13 protein-coding genes and 1 other RNA gene are annotated in these 16,395 nt (G+C 67.7%); 5 read left to right on the top strand and 9 right to left on the bottom strand.

Annotated elements, in window-relative coordinates:
* Nucleotides 1-456: a MarR family winged helix-turn-helix transcriptional regulator gene (locus tag ACYQ78_RS24960; RefSeq protein WP_459803325.1), complete on the top strand. Its 456-nt coding sequence runs from the start codon at nt 1-3 to the stop codon at nt 454-456.
* Here the strand turns inward: ACYQ78_RS24960 and ACYQ78_RS24955 are convergent.
* The 3 genes from ACYQ78_RS24955 to ACYQ78_RS24945 form a co-directional block, all read right to left on the bottom strand.
* Nucleotides 453-1,235 (bottom strand): hypothetical protein, encoded by a 783-nt coding sequence (locus ACYQ78_RS24955; protein ID WP_459803324.1) that lies wholly within the window; start codon nt 1,233-1,235, stop codon nt 453-455. The two genes, ACYQ78_RS24960 and ACYQ78_RS24955, sit on opposite strands and share 4 nt — an antisense overlap.
* Nucleotides 1,236-1,361: 126 nt before the next feature.
* A complete protein-coding gene (locus ACYQ78_RS24950; protein WP_459803323.1) occupies nt 1,362-2,558 on the bottom strand; it encodes a cytochrome P450 in 1,197 nt (398 codons plus the stop codon).
* Nucleotides 2,559-2,593: 35 nt separating this feature from the next.
* Nucleotides 2,594-5,944 carry a beta-L-arabinofuranosidase domain-containing protein gene (locus tag ACYQ78_RS24945; protein WP_459803322.1) on the bottom strand — a complete coding sequence of 1,117 codons (3,351 nt, stop codon included), beginning with the start codon at nt 5,942-5,944 and terminating at the stop codon, nt 2,594-2,596.
* Between the two features lie 345 nt (nt 5,945-6,289).
* Between ACYQ78_RS24945 and ACYQ78_RS24940 the strand changes: the two genes are divergently transcribed.
* Nucleotides 6,290-6,490, top strand: a complete 201-nt coding sequence (locus ACYQ78_RS24940) for a hypothetical protein (RefSeq protein ID WP_459803321.1) — start codon at nt 6,290-6,292, stop codon at nt 6,488-6,490.
* A gap of 1 nt (nt 6,491) precedes the next feature.
* Here the strand turns inward: ACYQ78_RS24940 and ACYQ78_RS24935 are convergent, their stop codons facing one another.
* Nucleotides 6,492-7,679 carry an MFS transporter gene (locus ACYQ78_RS24935; protein WP_459803320.1) on the bottom strand — a complete coding sequence of 396 codons (1,188 nt, stop codon included), beginning with the start codon at nt 7,677-7,679 and terminating at the stop codon, nt 6,492-6,494.
* Between the two features lie 660 nt (nt 7,680-8,339).
* Here ACYQ78_RS24935 and ACYQ78_RS24930 point away from each other — a divergent pair.
* The gene (locus ACYQ78_RS24930; RefSeq protein WP_459803319.1) at nt 8,340-8,720 is read left to right on the top strand and encodes a hypothetical protein; all 381 of its coding nucleotides are present in this window, start codon (nt 8,340-8,342) and stop codon (nt 8,718-8,720) included.
* Nucleotides 8,721-8,792: 72 nt separating this feature from the next.
* Nucleotides 8,793-10,988: a hypothetical protein gene (locus tag ACYQ78_RS24925; protein WP_459803318.1), complete on the top strand. Its 2,196-nt coding sequence runs from the start codon at nt 8,793-8,795 to the stop codon at nt 10,986-10,988.
* Here the strand turns inward: ACYQ78_RS24925 and ACYQ78_RS24920 are convergent.
* From ACYQ78_RS24920 to rnpB, 3 genes are all read right to left on the bottom strand, one after another.
* Nucleotides 10,985-11,869 (bottom strand): hypothetical protein, encoded by an 885-nt coding sequence (locus ACYQ78_RS24920; protein WP_459803317.1) that lies wholly within the window; start codon nt 11,867-11,869, stop codon nt 10,985-10,987. The two genes, ACYQ78_RS24925 and ACYQ78_RS24920, sit on opposite strands and share 4 nt — an antisense overlap.
* 104 nt (nt 11,870-11,973) lie before the next feature.
* Nucleotides 11,974-12,678 carry a TauD/TfdA family dioxygenase gene (locus ACYQ78_RS24915; RefSeq protein WP_459803316.1) on the bottom strand — a complete coding sequence of 235 codons (705 nt, stop codon included), beginning with the start codon at nt 12,676-12,678 and terminating at the stop codon, nt 11,974-11,976.
* 536 nt (nt 12,679-13,214) lie between these two features.
* Nucleotides 13,215-13,604, bottom strand: an RNA gene (gene rnpB / locus ACYQ78_RS24910) — RNase P RNA component class A.
* 238 nt (nt 13,605-13,842) lie between these two features.
* Here rnpB and ACYQ78_RS24905 point away from each other — a divergent pair.
* Nucleotides 13,843-14,421, top strand: coding sequence for an N-acetyltransferase family protein (locus ACYQ78_RS24905; RefSeq protein WP_459803315.1), 579 nt, complete (start codon nt 13,843-13,845; stop codon nt 14,419-14,421).
* On the opposite strand, the gene ACYQ78_RS24900 is transcribed toward ACYQ78_RS24905, so the two are convergent.
* Together ACYQ78_RS24900 and ACYQ78_RS24895 are read right to left on the bottom strand one after the other, a co-directional pair.
* Nucleotides 14,387-15,658, bottom strand: a complete 1,272-nt coding sequence (locus ACYQ78_RS24900) for a bifunctional RNase H/acid phosphatase (protein WP_459803314.1) — start codon at nt 15,656-15,658, stop codon at nt 14,387-14,389. The two genes, ACYQ78_RS24905 and ACYQ78_RS24900, sit on opposite strands and share 35 nt — an antisense overlap.
* The gene (locus ACYQ78_RS24895; protein ID WP_459803313.1) at nt 15,655-16,395 is read right to left on the bottom strand and encodes a zinc ribbon domain-containing protein; all 741 of its coding nucleotides are present in this window, start codon (nt 16,393-16,395) and stop codon (nt 15,655-15,657) included. Before ACYQ78_RS24895 ends, ACYQ78_RS24900 begins: the two co-directional genes overlap by 4 nt.

Here is a 16,395-nt window from a genome sequence, read left to right as displayed (position 1 = left end):
ATGTCAAACGGGTTCGAGCTGCCGCTGCGGCTGCTGATGGCCTTCCGCGTGCTCATCGACGCCCTCCACGAGGAGCTGGCGGTGCAGGGGCACCCCGACATGCGTCCCATGCACGGGTTCGTCCTCCAGGCCGTCGCCCGGGGCGCCGACTCGGCCGCCGCGCTCGGCCGCACGCTGGGCGTGTCGAAACAGGCCGCCGGGAAGACCATCGAGACCCTGGAGGGCCTGGGCTACGTCACCCGCGTCCCCGATCCGGCCGACTCGCGCCGCAAGACGGTGGTCCTGACCGATTTCGGCCTCGACGCCCTGCGGCGCTCGGCGGAGGTGTTCGACGCTCTGCGCGCGCAGTGGGCTGCGGAGCTCGGCGAAGAGAGGCTCGACGACCTGGAGGAGGCGCTGCGCCGGATGACGCCGGGCGACCCGTTCCGCCTCGACGTGCCCGGCTGGTTCGGCTAGGCCCGCCGGATCACGCGTCCGGTGAAGTCGACCACGACGCGGTTCCCGAGAGGCTCCCGCAACGCCAGCGTGGCCTTCTTCACCGGCACACCCACCCGCTGGTCGCAGTCGCCCGTCTCGGTGCTCGACACCTTCAGCCCGATCTGCACGAACGAGGGGAACTCGACCGCCGTCGGCACGATCTGCGGAGCCGCCACCCCCGGGCACGGCATCCCCCAGCTCACCATGAAGGTCGCCGACATCGTCCGCCCCTCGACCGACAGGTCACTGACGAGCGTGGACGGCACCACCGACCCCAGCCGCCAGAAATACCCCGCCGTGAGGGCCGGCCAGGTCAGCGTGCCGCCGTCGGCCAGCCGGAACTCCCAGGCGGGCAGCTCCACCGGCCCCCGGTCGGTCGTGAAGGGCGATTCGGTGAGCTCGGTCGCCGTGACCCGCACCTCCGGCTGACCGGCCGTGACATGGGACCGGATGGCCGACAGGGCGTCGCGGGAGCTGGTGAGGGTGACGTACCGGGACAGCCCTTGAACGGTGAGCTGCCTCGACGGCGGGACGGTGGCGGGCAGCGAGGCTGGCGCGGGGACCCGCCCCCGGGCCGTCTCGTTGGTGAGCGGGAGAGGATCGAGGACGATCAGCGGCCGGTCGAGCGCGGAGGTGACGGGGAAGTCGCGCCACAGATCGGCCACCTTCGGGCCGGGAGCCTTCGGCGGGGCCTTCGGGTCGGGGGTGCAGGAGACGAGCGCGAGGACGACGAACAGGAGCGTGAGGAACCTGCGCATGACGCCTCCCGTGTCGGGATCCCACCCGAAGAGACGGATTCAGGGCACCCGAGGTTCGAAACCACGCTCCGCACCAACCTGGAGTTCCACCATAAGGTCTGTCGGACCGTTCCAGGAACCCGCCGATCAGGCGGTGCCGAGGCGCAAAGGCATGATGCCGTGGTGGAGGCGGAAGCCGTCGACGTCGTCGGGGTGGACGGCGAGTTCCAGGTTGCCGAGTTCTCGGGCGATGCGGTCGAACATGATGCGGGCCTCCAGGCGGCCCAATGACGCGCCCAGGCAGAAGTGGGTGCCGTGGCCGAAGGCGATGTGGCGGTGGACGTCCGGGCGGTGGATGTCGAACACGTCGGGGTTGGTGAAGATCGAGGGGTCGCGGTTGGCGCCCCACAACGACAGGGCTACGCGTTCGAAGGCGGGGATGGTGCCGCCCGCGAGGTCGAGCGCGCGGAAGGTGAAGCGTGGAGGCACGATCTCGACGGGGCCGCGGAAGCGGAGGGTCTCCTCGACGGCCAGCTCGGCCAGGGACGGGTCCTTGCGCAGGTCGTTCCACTGGTCGGGGTGGGTGAGCAGGAGGCGGATGCCGTTGACGATGACGTCCACGGTCGTCTCCTGGCCGGCGATGAGCAGGAGCTGCACCATGGCGACGAGTTCGTCGCGGTCGAGGGCGTCGCCCTGGGCCTCCAGGGCCACCAACTCGGAGAGCAGGTCGTCTTCTGGGGCCATGCGGCGGCGGGCGGCCAGTTCGTCGATGTAGTTGGCGAACGCCAGCGTCGCCATGCCGTCGTAGTCGGAACCGGACACGATGGTCGCCGACCAGGCGCGGAACTGGGGGCGGTCGTTCTCGGGGACGCCGACGAGCTGGGCGATGACATTCACAGGCAGTGGGTCGGCCAAATCGGCGACGCCGTCGAAGGTGCCCAGGTGGAGGGCGCGGGCGACGAGTTCGTCGGCGACGTCGGCGATCCACGGTTCGAGGCGGGCGACCATGCGGGGGGTGAAGGCCCGGCTGACCAGGCCGCGCAGGCGGGTGTGGTCGGGCGGGTCGAGGGAGATGAGCTGGCGGGCGGCGATGCGCTCGGCCTCGCCCTGCCCGTGGGCGACGGGGCAGCCGCCGCTCTGGTGCCGGTGCACCTCGTGGCCGATCTCCGGGTGCTGGAGACCTTCGAGGACGTCGGCGTGGCCCGCCACGACCCAGAAGCGGTCGCCCGCCGGGTCGATCTGGGGCACGGGCCCGCCCGCGGCCCGCACGCGCGCGTAGAACGCGTGCGGGTCGCGGCGGGTGTCAGGCTCCCACAGCTCCGATGGCCTGAACTCGGCTGTCATGTGCCACCTTCACTGCGGGAGACCTGAGGGGTGATCTAGTTGGACTTGGCCGCGTAGGGCTTGACGACCTCGGTGGTGACCTCGTCGCCGTCGACCGTACCGGTGACCGTGACCGTGACCTCGCCCGCGGGCAGGGCCGCGGCGCGGACGTTGAACTGCTGGAACGCCGACTTGCCGGGGGCGACGTCGGTGAAGGTCTTCGTACCGTAGGCGGTCTCGATCACGACGTCCACGGGGGCGTCGTGGTCGTTCGTCACGCGGACGGCCAGGTAGGCCGTACCGGCGATGAAACGGGCCTCCGGAGCGACCGTGACCGGGATCTCGGCGCCGGGCGCGAGCTCGGCGCGCGCGCTGTCGGCGGCGGCCACGATCGCGGCCTTCTGCTCGGCGGTCAGGGTCCCGGCCGCCACGAACGCGTCGGCCGTGGAGTTGACCTTGGCCATGAACGCCGCGTGGGTGGCGAACGGCGCGTTGTCCCAGAGCAGGTCCAGGAACGTCGGGCCGTCGGTGCCGGGCGAGACGATGCCGGTGACCGGCACGTCGTAGTTCGGCAGGCCGTCGTTGCGCTTCACGTTCGGCACGCCCGAGTCCACGCTGCCGAAGACGATCTTCGGCTCGACCCGGCGGAAGTACGCCGAGTGGGCCTGGGTGTCGCCGACGTACCACGGGCGCAGGTTGAAGCCGCTCGTGGTGAACAGCGGGTCGCCCGCGGCGTTGACGCCGGCCGCCGTGACGGCCGCCCGGGAGTAGTCGCCGTCGCGCTTGAGGTGCTTGTAGAGGGTCAGCTCACGGTAGGCGCCGCCACCCGGGTTGCCGAGGATCGGCATGAGCAGCGGGCCCCACAGGATCGACTGGGTGTCGGGCCGGTCGATGGCGCGCTCGATGTGGATGCTGAACGGGAACGCGATGTCGATGACGTCGCCGTTGCTCCAGTTCCGGCTCAGGGTCACGTACGTGCCCGGGGTCGGGGTGGTGAGGAGCTGGGTGATGCCGTTGATCTTCACCGTGTAGCCGTTCACGGCCCACTTGGGCACGCGCAGCTTGATGTCGAGCTGGCCGCTGCCGGTGACCGTCAGCTTGGTGCTCGCCTGGCGCGGGAAGTTCGTCTCCTGGGTGAGGGTGAAGTTCTTCTCGGTCCAGTTCACGCTCGCGGGCACGAACAGGTTGACCCACAGAGCCGAGCCGTCGGCCGACTTGAAGTAGACGGCGTCCTGGTACTTGGTGTGGATCTCCAGGCCGGTGCCGCCGCAGCAGGTGCCGGTGTTGCCGTACGACTTGGCGGCGCCCGGCGTCAGCGGCTGGAAGTAGGTGACCTGCGGGTTGCTCGTGGACGCCGAGTCGGCGCGCGAACCGGCGAGCTGGTTGAACAGCGCCCGCTCGTAGTAGTCCATGTAGGCCGGGTCCTGCGTGTGGAAGAACAGGTTCCTGGCCAGCTTGGACACGTTGTAGATCGAGCACGTCTCCGCGCCGCCCTGGGCGATCGCGTTGGCGATGTTGTCCCGGTTCTGGAACATCTCGATGTTGTTGTTCGAACCGGGGTAGTTGCCGCCGAGACCACCGTGGGTGAACATGCGGTGCGGGACCAGCATGCCGAAGAAGTTCTTCGCCGCCTTGAGGTAGTCCTCGCCGCCGCCCTGCTCGAAGATCCGCATGTAGCCGGAGAAGCCGGGCACGTGCTGGTTGACGTGCAGGCGGGCCGGGCGCTTGCGGCCGTAGGCGGTCGGGTTGGTCACCGTGAGAATGTCGCGGTTCTCGACCGTGGCGCCGAAGAGCGACTCGCGGTTGTCGAACAGCTTCGCCGTCTCAAGGTGCTTGGCGTCGCCGGTGAGCGCGTGGATCTCCGCGAACACCTCGTTGGCGCCGCCGAGCTCGCCCGCGATGTAGGTGTCCCACATCAGGTTGAGGTTGTCGCGGGTGATCGGGCCGGTGTAGTTCGCGTGGTTCTTGTCGCCGGTGGTCAGGGCGTTGTGCGCCCAGTCGGCCATCTTGACCGCGATCTCACGGGCCTTGGTGTTGCCGGTGAGGGTGTACGCGTCCAGCAGACCACGAATGATCTTGTGCTGCGTGTACCAGGGCGCCCACACGTTGGTGCTGGCGTTGCCGCCGTACTGGGCGTAGCGGGGCGGGCCGACGCGGATGACGGCGTCTTCGGGGATGGCCCCGAGGTAGCCGGCGTAGACGGGCTTCCAGAGGGTGCCGCCGGACTGCGGGATCGAGACGATGCCGGCCGGGCGGTTGTTGGGCGAGGAGTCGACGGCGGAGGCGCCGTCGGTCTCGTCGAACTTGTACCAGGCGATGTTGCCGCCGCCGGTGGTGCCCGCCGGGGAGGTCTGCAGCGAGTCGATCTCGGCCTGGGACAGGGCCCGGTCGAAGATGTGGAACTCGTCGATGCTCGCGTTCAGCATCGGGTCGCCGTACGCCGAGCGGCCGATCCAGACGTTGCCCGGCACGCCGAGGTTGGTCGGGTTCAGCGTCATGTTGGCGTTGGTGCCGACGACGGCGCCGTTGACGTACATGGTGCCGACGGTGCCCGAGAGCGAGACGGCGATGTGCACCCACTGGCCGGTCGGGATGGCCGCGGTGCCGTTGATCTGCTGCTCGCCGCCGGTGCCGGTGGTGGTGATGGCGAACCGCGGGGGCGTCCCGGTGCCGCTCGAACGTGCGGTCAGGAACATGTTGATCGCGGTGCTCTGGCCGAAGTCGAAGATCCGGCTCCAGCTCTGCGCCGCGGCCAGGTTGACCCACGTCGCGATGGTGAAGTTGGTGAGCTGCGACACCGCTTCCTGGGGAAGCTTGATGTGCTCGGCGTTGCTGCCGCCGTTGAGCTTGAGCGCGTTGCCGAACTTGCCGGCCACCCGCCCGATGGGCAGGGCCTGCGGCTCCTCGCCGCCGCCACCGGCGGTCATCCGCGCGGTGATGGCGTCCTGGCAGGCACCGAGCTCGGTGATCATCCAGTCGAGCTTGGTCTTGTACGCCGCCTCGCCCTTGTCGGCGTAGGCCTGGGCCAGGGCGCTCATGTAGTGACCGGCCCAGTGACCGCTCAGCAGGCCGCCGTCCTCCCAGCCGCCGGGCGCGGTGACGCCCGAGGGGTTGGGCCGGCCGGCCTGGTTGTTGAAGAGGAACAGGAAGCGGCGCTCGTCGAACGCCTGCAGGAACGCCTTCATCCGGTCGCGCTTCTCCTGCAGCAGACCGGCGTTGAGGCTGACCTCGTGCAGCCAGAACGGCTTGACCGCGGTGTTGCTGCCGGCACCGACGTACGGGATTCCGGCCAGGGACTGGGTGACGTTCGCGGGCGCGGCCTCGGCCACCCCTGTCTGAACACTGTTGGCCGTCGCGGCTAACGCCACTCCGATTGCCGACGTCCGCACGAAGTTGCGGCGGCTCATTCCTGACTTCTCGGATGCCGTCATGGCCTTCCCTTCACTTGCAAGCTTGGCCCTCGTATGAACACGTGATCGCGCCACGGAATGTTAGCGTTAACAAATTCAGTACATGCCGGACCGGCCCACACGCGTCGGCGGCACGGCGAACCGCACCGCCGGCCCGAGGGTTCGAGCAGGGCAAGTACTGCGGCGCCACGGCACCCAGGGCTCTCAGGACCCAGAGGCATGTGAAGCCGCTCACTCGAGGGGACATCTGATGGAATTGTTAGCGTTCACACGATGAACACACCAGTGCGGCGGCTCTAACCGTTACCGATACGTTACGGATGGATTGCGAGCAACCGAAGCATGACAGACAGTGACGAAGAGGTCAGATATAACTTCACAGCCTTATTCGCGGCAATTCCGGCGAATAAATCAAATGCTGTTTACTTCATACGATTAAAGATCTTTCTCCTGCCACTCTCGGCGTGCGGCCCGCCGGGCGATTACGACGAGGTCCGCGCCCAGGTCGAACGCCTGCGCCAGGAGGTGCTGGACGCGATATGACTCAGCGCCCCGGTGAGCGCCGCCCTGCCAGCACCAGCGCGCCGACGGCGACGACGAGACCGGCGGCGATGACCGGCGCGAGCGCCGCGAAGCCGAAAGCGGCCGCGACCTCCCCGAACAGCGGCGGCCCGAGCAGCGAGCCGAGGCTGCCCCCTTGGGCGACCAGGCCGCTGCCGACGTCGGCGTGGTCGAGCCGCTCCAGGATCAGCGGCAGGGCCGCGAACACGATGGCCGCCAGGAACCCGTTGGCCAGCGACAACGCCCCGGCGCCCCCGAGCACCCCGGCGAGCGGGCCCCCGCCGTACACGAGCCAGGCGGCGGGCACCGCGAACAGACCGAACAGACCCAGGACCCCGACCCGCGACCCACGCCGCAGCAGCATGCCCGCGAGCAGCCCGCCGACCGCACTGAGCAGCGAGATGACCGAAGTGCTGACGCCCGCGGCCGCGGCCGACTGCTCGTGCTGGTCGATGAGCAGCGTGGGCAGCAGCACGATGACCGGAATGGTCACCAGCGCGGTCAGGCAGAACGACGCGGCCAGCACCCCCGGCCACCGCAGCGCCCGCAACCGCGGCACGGACCCGGCCGTCTGCGGACCCGCTCCCGCCCGCGGCAGGCACAGCCATAGGACGACCGCCATGACCAGCGTGGCCGCGGCGAGCGCCCCGACCCACCCCCGCCAGCCGAGGGCCTCCCCCGCGACACCACCGACGAGCGTGCCGGCGAACAGGCCGACGGAGACGAACGTGGCCCAGACCGACAGGGCCGCGCTCCGGTCGCGTTCGGCGGCCAGCCGCAGAACCAGGACGGGACCCGCGATGGTGACCAGGAGATAGCCGACGCCTTCGACGATCCTCGCGGTGAGGAGCCAGGTGAAGTCACTCGCTCCGACGCCCGCGGCGCTCGCGACGGCGACGAGGGCCAGGCCGTAGACGAGCGACCGCTGGGCGCTGAAGCGGCGGACCAGATATCCGCCGGGGAGGCCGAAGACGGCGCCGACGCCGACGACGGCCGAGATGATCCAGCCCAGCTGGGATAACGACAGCTCCAGCTGGTCGGTGACGACCGGGCCGACCGGGGCGAACTTGCCGAGGCTCATGGCCGCGACGACACCGCCGAGGTAGACGACGGAGATGGTCGCCCATTGCGTGGGGGCGACGGGTGTGTCGTGAACTGGGTTGGATTTCACGGTCCCTCTTTCGCTCGGTGTTCGCGGCCGCTCGAATGCTCGTCGCGCCCGGAAAGGGTGTCACCACCCGGTGACAACCTGGCGGAGCAACCCTCCGGAGTGGCTCGCAAGATGACCGTCCCGCCAAACGGTGAGGGACGGGCCCTGGTTCCGCGTCGTCTTTTCCCGGATCATCTGAACCGGGAAAACACTGACTTCATTGAGCGATGCCCTCCCTTCTGTCGATGCTGGTTTCCCGAGTGCGTCTGTCATCTTCTCTCGCCCCGCCAACTCTGGCCACGCATCGGGGCTCGATCAGCGAGCCCCGAGGTGCCCGCGGGCTTTCAGAGCGGGCGAGATAGCTCTGCCACCACGCACAACGTCCGGACCTTCTTATTCTGTGTGCGGAATACTCTCGGGCTCGACTCTCTCGGAACCGGTCGCTTCAAGCATCGCCGAGCCGGTGCTCCGCAACCGTGTGCTCGACCTACTGTTCAAGGACGTTCCGCAGGTTCACAACCCAACTTCATACCCGGGGGATGGAACTCAGCGGAGTAACGCGGCGTAACAGTGCGAGGCCGGTTGGGTGCAGCGGCCAGGTCTCGATGGCTATATGACCCCGCAGGGTCACTTGTAGCCTCCGCTTAGTCGGATCAATCGGCTCTGATGGGAGGCTGGGGTATGGGCAGGAAAAGGCGCCATCGACGTATCGGTGACGGCTCAGGAAATTCGTACTCGGCGCCGACTCCGGCGGATGAGCCGCGCCGGGATTTGCACGTCAGGGTTCGCGGCATCGGAGTGGACGTGCATGCCTCAGGGGCCGCCGAGACGGCGGGCGAACTGGCCGTGGCGGTGCTCATCGTGACGGCCGCAGCCACGCTTCCGGCATTGGCACTGGCTTTGCTCGGTGGTTTTCTCCCCGATTTGCGCCATATAGCGATCGCGGCATCATTGATTTTCTTTCTCATGGTGTTCGGGTCAGGGATTATCCTCGTCGCCGTCGCGCACATTAATGGGAAGGACAGCGCAGACTTGGACGACGACACCGGCCGAAGGTCATGATGTGGTAGTAGTAACTCGGACATCGGGTCGGCCCTGTTGGGAGGAAGACCGGTAGTGCCTGCCATATCGGCGGTGGAGACTCGCCTGGCCGCCATCGGCGCGGCAGCCGCTTCCGTACTGAGAAACACCGAGTACGACGCCGCACGGGTCGAACAAGTCGCCGCAGCCGTCCGATTGCCCGCCGTGCATGACAGCCGAGGATCGGGTGATCAGCCACGAAGCACGGTATGGCTTCATAGCGAAACCAAGAGTCGCCGGGTTTGGGTAGCTTTAGCGGGATTTCATGCCTGGCGTGAATTTTCTAAATCCCGCCGCATGGATACGCCTCCGGCAATCGAGTCGGTGGTCACCGCCCGGTTCGCCGTCTCCCGATGCATCGAGGAGATCGTCAGGTTCCATCGGGAAGAACGCTTCTTGATGACCCAGATCGGCCGCGGTATCGGGGACATCGCCACGACTGAGAAGAGCAGGGCCACCACCAGGGAATCCGGGCAGCGGGCGCCTCGATGGGGCAATGGGCTCTGGGGAAAGGTGGCGTCCGACGGGTGGAACTGCAGGTGCGGCGTTTTCGCCGAGTACCTGGCGCCCACTCTCCGCGCGGCCACGGAGTCCGTCGCTCACATCACGAACAACGAGGTGGAGGAACAGGCCAGGTTCCTCTCCGATCTATCCTTCCGGGCGTCGCTGGCCGACCCTGTGGGAGACGTCGATCGCCTCGCGGCGGGTATCGCCGCCTTCTGGTTCGAGCGGCACCTGGTCCGACTGTCCGGCCCGTGGATCCACAACCTGGAGAGCACGGAGCGCCATGTCGCCACGATCCGGCAGCGCGGCACCGATTCCCACGCGGAAATATCCGCACGCGGCACACTGGCACGATTGCTGCTGGAGAACAGCGTGTTGCACCGCCGCAGCGCGGAAGAAGGCACGTCGGTCGCGACCATGCTCGATGAAGCGGTGCAGAATCCGACCCCCGCGCGCCTCAGGCTCGACGCGGAAGCCCTGTGCGACACGACCAGCCGATTGGGTCTCTCGCTGCTGAGATGGGGCGATCATGCGGGGGCCAGGCAGGCACTCTCGCGATCACACACGCTGGCCGAACATCACCTCGGTGGCGAAGAGTCGCGTATGGCCAGGGCGGACAGCAACCTGGGAGAAGCCTGGTGTGAAGCCGGTGACATCGAAAAGGCGTCCTTCTTCATCGAGCGGGCACTCGCCATCCGAGTGCGCCTCGCGGGGGACTCGCGGAACCACAACGCCGAATGGCGGCGGCTCACTCTCACCGAACAGGCGTGGGCGGTCGTCGCCTGTAAAGCGGGCAAGGTGATCGATGCCGTCCGGCGCGGCACGGCCCTGGTGGAAGACCGCCGCTCCCGCCTCGGAGGTCTGGACAACCTCAACACGGCATCCGCGCGTCTCACCCTGGGAGAAGCACTCCTGGATGCCGGCCATCCGCACGAAGCCAGTCAGCACATCTCCGAGGCCGGCAAGTTCCGCCTGGCCCGGATGTCTCCGATGAGCCACTGGCCGCAGTACGACCTCCTACTCGCCAGCCGCGCGGCGACAGCGCTCGGTGATCACCAGAAGGCCGCCGAACTCCTCGAAAGCGCGCCGGTCATGACCGACTGGTTCGCCGAAAGGGTGTCGTTCCGGCTGTCCTACGAGGCGCGATACCGGTATGCCGCTGCCATCGCAGAATCCGGTGACCCTCGCGACGGCATGCGGCGGCTCACGGCCGACCTGGGCAAGCTCCTCGGAGCGTTCCGATTGCCCCCTGCGGACCCTCTGGTCCTCAGCTTCCAGAGAGAGCAGGCCTACATCCTGCTCAAAATGGGACAGTACGCACGGGCACACACCGTTCTCTCCCTCATCGACGAGCAGGAAGCAGAGGTCGCGGGCGGACTGGCCCCTCCCGCTCACGCGGTGACGCTCCAACTGCTGGCAAGGGTCGCCCATGAACTGGCCGATCACGCCGCCGCCAGGAACTACTTCCGCAGGGCATTGCAGCTCACGGAGCACGGGATGGACGCAACCCATCCCGTCATCCTCGGCCTTCGCCAGGATGAGGCCCTTCGGTGCCTTTCCCGGGAGGACACGGCCGCCGCGCAGGGCGTTCTGGCGCCTCTGCTCGAGAGAACGCCGTTGGCACACGGCCTGGCCGCGTTGGCCGACGGTCATCCGCTTCTTGTGTCGGCCCGCACACTCGCTCAGAGGATCGGCCTGCAAACGGCGAAATACGATGACGACGACCACACCTGGAACGATTCCTAGCGTCCCCCGATGACCTCGGCCCAAGCCCGGGTAAGCGCCTCCGCACACGCGGGTGGAATCAGCGGATGCCTGAATCTGCGCCTGGCCAGTTCGAACGGCCCGCTCACGTATGACCCCGCGAGAGTGGGCAGGGCGGCGAACTCATGTGCCGGAGTGAGGTCCATGGCATCGCACACGGCGGGAGAGAACCGACTCTCCGGCGGAAGGTGATCCCTGAGATTCGGGATGCGCGCGATGCGTTCGATCAGGGATCGTCGGAGAAAAGACCGCGCCTGTTCTGCCAGTTCGTGCTTCTGCGAGGCGAATGCAATGAATTCCGCAGCCATGGCAACGCTTTCGGCGACCAGCAGTCCGCTGCCGTATTCAAGTCGTGCCGCCGCAGCCGGCCCGGTGGATTGGAGGACCTCGGTCAGATGGTCGAGGTGAGTTCCGGCGTGCAGCCCGTACATCAGCTCCAGTTCCACCTGGGCGAGATCTTGCTCGACGAAGAGCATGACCGGTGACCCGCTCTGGCCGAACCAGCCGCGCCATACCAGCGTTCGGTCGACGGTCACCCGCCGGCAACGGTGAACTCCGCCGGACAGCGGACGTATCGACTTCATCTGGTCCAGTGCGGCCGCTACGTCGGACAGTCGAGCGGGAGTCCGGACCTGGCCGGTCGCCGGTCGGATGACCTCGATCGAGTCGATCAGTTTCCCGAGCGCCACGACGGCTTCGACCGTCTTTCGTGCCGGAGCGATGTCGCGCCGCTCATAGCTCGGGACCGGATAGCGACGAGGGACCGGACCGGCGTAGGCGCGCAGAGCGCGCAGTCGCTCGACGAAGAGCGTCGGGCCCTTCTCGATCATCGCCGCAGCACGGTCGACGGCACGGATGAGCACCTCATCCCCTGTGGAGACGGCGACCAGGAGGAGTTCGGCCAGTCCTCGCAACCGCCACGCGTCGGCCTCCGCCCCTTCGGCGGGAACCTCCAGGGCCAGCTTCGTCAGTTCGCAGGCCCGAGTTTCACGCTCGCACGCAGCAGCAGCCGCTCCGTGTCGCCGAAAGATGTTCGCCCGTGCATGACCCTGTGGTTGTCGCATATCAATATCGAGTCGCTTTTCAGCGGGAATTCAATGACGGCCGGATGGCTCTCAATATGTTCGGAGAACAACCAGGCCACTGTTTTCAGGGTTTCCGGGACATCGAGGTTGTCATAACGCCACCGCACCCTGTCGTCTGCGGACAGCACCGGGTGACATTCGTCTGGTGGAGTATCGAAGACTTTCGGCGGCGTCCAGCGCCACTGCGGTTCGCGGAGCGCCGCATCGACGTTCTCAGGCAGGCCGGTGATCGCATCCTGACAGGTGAGCATCCTCGTGTGGCCGCCTACGTCCGCAGGTCGTACACAAAAGAGCATCAGGAGTGGTTCGGGGTCGGGCTGGTAGGCGGCGTCCGTATGGAGCAGGGCAGGTCCGGTGCGCCGGCTGAAAGTCTCTGCGGAGTCGGAGGTGTCTGCTCGAACAGGCCAGATCTCGGTCGAGCCGTCGCGCGCGGTGATGTTCCCCAGCTTGCCGACCATGGCGCGAACCAGCCCCAGATCCACCTCTTCGCCGTCGGTGAATCCCATCTCGGTGAGCACCGCCCACCCGTGCGTCGCGAGCCGGCCCTTCGCCTCGGCGAGTGCCCGGAGTGATTCCTTGGGGATCATTGCGGCGCGTTGAGTCCTTTCCGATTCTTCCTGCTTGATCGGAAACACTCTAAGGGCCGTCAGCAGTCGGCCACTGTTTCTGAAGTTGACATATGTACTTGGACTAAGTAGGTAGGCGGGCGAACGGGGACCGCCAATTCACTCACGCGAAGCTTGCGCATCCATATTTCGCGGAAATCTCCGGATCCTGAGCCGTCCGATGTAGTAGCCGAGCAGGAAGGCCTAGACGTAGAGCGCGAGAGACGATCCGACGACCACAGCGAGCAGTCTTCGGGGGATGCACGGCACGGCCACCCACGTCAGGAGAAGTGCGGGAAGGACGATCCCGACCGCGCCCGCCATGACCATTCGCAGGCCGGGCCTCGCTCGCGACAAGGATGCGTCCAGTTGCGGCTCGATCATTCGTGCATGATCGCATGTGGACGGTACCTGGCTACGGCGAGCCGGAGTCGCGAGGTGATCTTGTCGCCTGTGCCGGAATCGGTCGGCCTGGCGGGTGAACGATCTCCATTGACGTTGGGAGATCGGTCAAAAGGCGGACGAGTCGGCCTATAGGCCGGGTTCTGTGGTCATTGCTGACCGACGGCCATCCATCTAGGACCACGATTGCTCGTGACCTCAAGCGGTCTACCCGCGCACCATCGGACGGGCAGCCCTCAAGCGGCGCGCGCGGGAGTCCGGAGACTCCCTTCTTGACCTTGCTCCGGGTGGGGTTTACCTAGCCGCCCCCGTCACCGGGGGCGCTGGTGGTCTCTTACACCACCGTTTCACCCTTACCTCTCCCGTGGGGGAAAGGCGGTCTGTTCTCTGTGGCACTGTCCCGCGGGTCGCCCCGGGTCGGCGTTACCGACCACCCTGCCCTGTGGAGCCCGGACCTTCCTCGGCGGAACCCGTGAAGGTTCCGACGCGGCCGTCCGGCCGGCTCGTCCGCCGTACGTCCAACCCTATCGGCTCTCCAAGCCACCCTTGTGGCCCTCTCCAAGTGGTCCATCGGGCAACGTGCCCCGGAGCTGGCAAGACGCCTAGTGGTCCCCGTCAAAGTGGCCCGATCCTCAAGTGCGCCCCAAGGACGCGGCAAGCGTGACCGCGTCCAATGGCACAGACGGTGGCCGCGGGGGCGGCTACAACCGGAGTCGCACGAAACCACTGAGGGGGTAGTCGGAAATGAACAGGCCGCCGAGAGGGCCACGGCCGATCAGGGTCACCCAGCAGGCGCATCCTCGTCTGCGTGTCGACGGGACGGACCTGGTCACGCGGCCCATGACGCTGGAGGACGCCCAGGGCGTACGGGAGATGCACGAAAGGTGCACACCGGAGACCATCCGGTCGCGGTACTTCGGGCCGCTGCCGCGGCTGAGTGACGCGGTCATGCGGATGTTCACCAATCCCGAGCGGGGGGTCACGCTGGTCACCCATCCCGAGGGGGAGCCGGAGAAGATCATCGCGATGACCAACCTGATGGATCTCGAGCCCGGTGAGGCGGAGGTCGCGCTGCTCGTCGAGGACGGGTGGCAGGGGCTCGGGCTCGGGCGGGTGCTGATGCGCTATGCGCTCGCTCTCGCGCCGTCGAGGCGGGCGCGGGTGATCACCGCCAGTGTGTACGCGTCCAACAACCGCATGCTCTCGATTCTGAAGAGCGCGGGGGCCGAGAAGCCGTCGATGACCGGGTTGATCCTCGACGTGCGGCTCCCGCTCAGCTCTTCTGGGGTCAGCGTGGAAAGGTCAGATGCGCCGTGTCGTTGAACACGCGCAGGACCGACGGGCCGTCGCTGTAGTAGTCGATGGCCGACAGGCACGCCAGGTCGAGGTGCATGCGGTAGAGCGCCTCGGGGGGCGCGTTGAGGGCGTAGCGGACGAGCAGTTTGATCGGGGTCACGTGGGAGACGACGAGGACCGTCTCTCCCGGGTGACCGGCCAGGAGGCGTTCGCGTGCCCGCTGGACGCGGTGGCCGGCCGTCTGGAAGCTCTCGCCGCCGGGTGGGGCCACTGCCGGGTCGTTGAGCCAGGCGGTCATCTCGTGGGGCCAGCGTTCCTGGATCTCGGCGAAGGTGCGGCCTTCCCAGGCGCCGAAGTCGGTCTCGCGCAGGTCTTCGTCGACGTGGACGGGGAGCCCGGTCGTCTTGGCGACCGCCTCGGCGGTCTGCCTCGCCCGGCCCAGCGGGGACGAGACGATGGCGTCGAGCTTGGCTCCGGCCAGGCGTTCGGCGGCCTTGGCGGCCTGCGACTCCCCCAGTTCCGTGAGGGCGGGATCGCCCAGGCCGGAGAACCGCTTCTCGACCGACAAGGCGGTCTGGCCGTGGCGCAGCAGGATCAACGTGGTGGCGACACGGGTGGCGCCGGTCCACGGGTTCCCGGTGCGGCCGGTGGAGACGGTCGACGTAGAGGTGACGGAAACCGACGACGTCTCTCCTAGAAGAGACGTCTGAGCAGGCGCATCAGCAGGCCCTTCAGGCCCCGGCGTTTCCTGCCGCTCCGCTTCCGGATTCTGATCCGTTGTTTCCCGTTCCTGATCTGGATCCGGGTCGACGAACCGCGTCGTCGTATGCGTACTCGTACTCGACCATTTTTCGCCACGTGCCGCCGCATCCATCGCCTCGTTGGCCAGGCCGTCGGCGTGGGTGTTCCGCTCTCGGGGGATCCACGTCCACGTCACCCGGAAGCGCCGCGCCAAAGCGGCCGCCTCGGTGGCCAAGGGCCGAAGCCCCTCGTTCTTGATCTTCCAGCGGCCGGCCATCTGCTCGATGACCAGCTTCGAGTCCATGCGCACTTCCACCGCGACGCCGTCGAGGCCCAGGTTCGTCAGGGCGGTCAGGCCGGCGATCAGGCCGCGGTATTCGGCCACGTTGTTCGTGGTCACGCCGATCGACTCGGCCGCCTCGGCGGCGACCGCGCCGTCGGGGTGGAAGACGACGGCGCCGTAGCCCGCGGGGCCCGGGTTACCCCTCGAACCGCCGTCGGCCTCGATCGAGTAGGTCGTCACAGGCCCGACTCGTTGGTCCGGACGAGGATCCGGCGGCACTCCTCACAGCGCACGACCTCGTCGGGCTTGGCGGCCTTGATGACGTTGAGGTCGGCGATCGACATCGTCGTGCGGCAGCCGAGGCAGCGGCCGCCGCTCAGCAGGGCGGCGCCCATGCCGCTGGATTCGCGCAGCTTCTCGTACAGGGCGAGGAGGTCTGCGGGGATCTCGCCGGAGATGGTCTTGCGCCGGGTGGTGACCTCGGAGCCGTCTTTGTCGATCTCGGCGAAGGCGGTGTCGCGGCGGCTCTCGGCGCCGACCAGGTCGGCGGTGACGGTCTCGCGTTCGACGCGGAGGGCGTCGACCTTGGCGTCGGCGGACTCGCGGCGTTCCATGATCTCCAGGACGACCTCTTCGAGGTCACCCTGACGGCGGTGGAGAGAGGCGATCTCGGACTGGAGACCGGCCAGGTCGCGGGGCGAGGAGACGGCGCCGGAGTCGAGGCGCTTCTGGTCGCGCTCGGCCCGCTGGCGGACGGCGTCGACGTCGGATTCGGCCTTCGCCTGCTCGCGGCCCAGGTCGGTGGCCTCGGTCTCGGCGGCGATCATCTGGGTGGCGATCTGCGCCAGACGCTTGGTCAGGTCGTCGATGCCGGCCAGTTCGGGGAGGGTGCGGCGGCGGTGGCGGAGCCGGTCGAGGGCTGCGTCTTGCTCAGCCAGGTCAAGGAGGCGCTTCTGTGCGTCCGGTGCGGCTTTCAT

The sequence above is a fragment of the Herbidospora sp. RD11066 genome (assembly GCF_054661255.1).
Note: the sequence above shows the minus strand (reverse complement) of the source record. Positions and strands in the feature narration are given on the sequence as shown.